Source organism: Vibrio mimicus CAIM 602 (assembly GCF_000338875.1).
In the GTDB taxonomy this organism is placed as follows: Bacteria; Pseudomonadota; Gammaproteobacteria; order Enterobacterales; family Vibrionaceae; genus Vibrio; species Vibrio mimicus.
In genome coordinates, this window is sequence record NZ_AOMO01000075.1 from 1 (window position 1) to 2,674 (window position 2,674).

The following is a 2,674-nucleotide window of genomic DNA, read 5'->3' on the forward strand; positions in this document are numbered from 1 at the left end:
CTGGAAACGCCGCGCGTTGACAGTCCCTCTTGARGCGTTTGTTAGCTTCGTAGCCTATTGTTTAACAATGATTTTTAACACATTTGCTTGAAAGCCATTTTACGCAGAAGCATCACACAAACACGCATCCAACGCCAAAAGCTGTGAAATTAGCTGCCAAAATTTAAAACGATCAAGGTTGAGTTGGCCACGGTTAAGAGTCCGCGACAAAGAAAGCAAGATCACAGCGATGATGCAGCCTTTTGTGAAACCAAACTTTCCGTGTGGAGCATCCAACAACATTGAAGCATTGAGGTTTGATAGCTTCCTGCGACTTTGAAACTACTGAGCATTCAACACTTTCTACCAAGTCAGCATCCGAGAAATTCGAAAGCCAAGTTGTAAAACTTGAACACTAAAAACTGATTTTTCACAGCAAATGAGCTTAGATTTTGATGATTCTAGCCTTTAAGAAGCTAACGCCCGCCTAAGGGGCTGGCAACGCATAACACAAAACTGAAACACATCAACCGTAACCACCGCGGCTCATTGAGACTGGGAACGCCACGCGTTGACAGTCCCTCTTGAGGCGCTTGTTAGCTTACTGTCCTAACATGCCAACTAAGAGGACATAACTATTGTGAAGCGCATGAATTAAAAAGGCTATTGTGAAACCTACTTTTGGTGAACTCTGCCGCCATACTTGAAATGCTACCCCAAAAACAACAAATGGCATGAATGTAAACATGCCCCAAAGTGGGTGTGACATAGAATGTAAAACAGAAAAGATAAACGCACACAAGCAGGCACTTAAAAAAATTCTGTCTGTAAATTTTGCGATGAGCACCAGTATCAGTGTCATCAATAATGTTTCTAAGGCTGGGCCAACCAAAACTGTTCCAAGCACATCAACCAAAGTCATTCCCACATCAGGGCCATCAGCGGGGAGACCATAAAGAAGATCAACAATCACCGTAAGCGCACCTGCGGAGCAGAAAGAAACTGCAGACGCTTTTAGGCAATAACTTAATTTTGACTCTTTACGACTTAGTAGAAACACACCGTAGTACCCTTGTAAGCTAACGCCCGCCTAAGGGGCTGGCAAAGCATAACACTAAACTCAAACACAACAGCCGTAACCACCGCGGCTCAATGGGACTGGAAACGCCACGCGTTGACAGTCCCTCTTGAGGCGTTTGTTAGGTGAATTTACTCGTACACCTGCCCATTGTGTTTCAACCAACCATGAGCATGACGATTTTGAGGATCTTTATGAGTCCAGTGAAGAACGCCACCCTTTTTGTTCCATTCGTACTCACCATAAAACTCAACACTGTCGCCAACCTTCAAGTTCGGAACTCTCGGTGCTAAGTCGATGTTATGAGCAACAAGCAACGTTTGTCCGCTATTAAGCTTTAAGATGAACTTTTGATGCTTTGAACCATCGTTGTCGTCGGGCAACACTTTCACCACTTGTCCAAATCCTTGAACCTGTAAATCACTTTGTTGCGATTGATAAGCTTGTTGTAAAACGGCGTCATTAGAATACAAGCCGGCCGAAAAACAGCTGGCGACAACGAGCCAAAAAGCTAAAAACCATTTCATAAAGCTGTCCTTGTTCAATCCACTCACCATTCACCTAACGCCCGCCTAAGGGGCTGGCAACGCATAGCACTACACTCAAACACAACAACCATAACCACCACGACTCATTGGGACTGGATACGCCACGCGTTGGCAGTCCCTCTTGAGGCGTTTGTTAGCTGTATGGCTAGATTTCCATTCCCAACTGAATTAAGTAAGCTTTCATAAATTTCATTCTCTTTTCAGCTTCTACCTTTGCTGACGCTGTATGCATTATTTCAGGCAATTTAAATAGCTTAGTGTAGAAATGATCTACCGTATTCACACGATCATTCGGTTCACGTGTACCGCAAAAGGGGTCAGTTGCGTCATATAAACCCACACCTAAATTTGTACTCACCTGGATGCAACGAGCAATCCCAATTGCACCTAGAGCATCGAGCCTATCTGCGTCCTGTACGACCTTTGCTTCAAGCGTGTCAGGTTGAACATTGGCGCTAAAACTATGTGCAATAATTGCGTGCTTTATAGCGTCGTGATATTCCTTCGGATAACCAATATCATTAAGAAACTCCAGTGCTTTATCTGCTGCAATACGAGAGCTTTCAGTTTTATTAGGATGATTCTTGGGAAATGAAAAACAATCGTGGAGATACGCTGCGGGTAAAACAACCTCAAGCATCGCACCTTCAATTTTGCTCAACAACTTGGCCGTTTTGACAACACGAAATACATGGTTTAAGTCATGCGCCAAATCTTGCTCCATTTCAGACCCAATGAAAGTTACAAATTGAGTCTCATAGTTTTCTACCACATTACTTCCTTGTTCATCGTATACAGCTAACGCCCGCCTAAGGGGCTGGCAACGCATAACACTAAACTCAAACACAACAACCATAACCACCGTAGCCCATTGGGGCTGGAAACACCACGCGTTGACAGTCCCTCTTGAGGCGTTTGTTATACCTATTTTTCACCCTTATAGACCAATAACTCACCTTTACCTACTGGTACTAATGAAACGCTCAGGTTTTGTTGAGAGCTTACCCACGCTCTGAATTCTGCAAGTTCATCTGCATGAGAGGTGGCATTGTCACAGACCAGTAAACCA

4 protein-coding genes are annotated in these 2,674 nt (G+C 44.0%); all 4 read right to left on the reverse strand.

Annotation, left to right across the window (positions count from 1 at the left end):
- Window positions 1-99: 99 nt before the first annotated feature.
- The gene (locus D908_RS02470) at window positions 100-282 is read right to left on the reverse strand and encodes a DUF645 family protein (protein ID WP_005527055.1); all 183 of its coding nucleotides are present in this window, start codon (window positions 280-282) and stop codon (window positions 100-102) included.
- Between the two features lie 298 nt (window positions 283-580).
- Window positions 581-1,039, reverse strand: coding sequence for a hypothetical protein (locus D908_RS02465; protein WP_032467734.1), 459 nt, complete (start codon window positions 1,037-1,039; stop codon window positions 581-583).
- 149 nt (window positions 1,040-1,188) lie between these two features.
- Window positions 1,189-1,584 carry a DUF3465 domain-containing protein gene (locus D908_RS02460; protein WP_032467735.1) on the reverse strand — a complete coding sequence of 132 codons (396 nt, stop codon included), beginning with the start codon at window positions 1,582-1,584 and terminating at the stop codon, window positions 1,189-1,191.
- 166 nt (window positions 1,585-1,750) lie between these two features.
- Complete coding sequence (locus tag D908_RS02455; protein WP_032467736.1) at window positions 1,751-2,377, reverse strand: HD domain-containing protein; 627 nt, start codon at window positions 2,375-2,377, stop codon at window positions 1,751-1,753.
- Between the last annotated feature and the right edge of the window lie 297 nt (window positions 2,378-2,674).